Annotated in this window: 1 rRNA gene; it reads right to left on the reverse strand. The window is 56.1% G+C overall.

Features of this window, described 5'->3' with window-relative positions:
• Positions 1-255: ribosomal RNA gene (locus MKZ40_RS17120) — 16S ribosomal RNA — on the reverse strand; the annotation flags it as partial.

Here is a 255-nt window from a genome sequence, read left to right on the forward strand (position 1 = left end):
GCTGACTTAGCCACCTACGCGCGCTTTACGCCCAGTAATTCCGATTAACGCTTGCACCCTCCGTATTACCGCGGCTGCTGGCACGGAGTTAGCCGGTGCTTCTTCTGCGAGTGATGTCTTTCCTCGGGAGTATTAATCCCGAGGCGTTCTTCCTCGCTGAAAGTGCTTTACAACCCGAAGGCCTTCTTCACACACGCGGCATGGCTGGATCAGGCTTTCGCCCATTGTCCAATATTCCCCACTGCTGCCTCCCGT

Source organism: Cobetia sp. BMC6, assembly GCF_029991385.1.
GTDB lineage: Bacteria > Pseudomonadota > Gammaproteobacteria > Pseudomonadales > Halomonadaceae > Cobetia.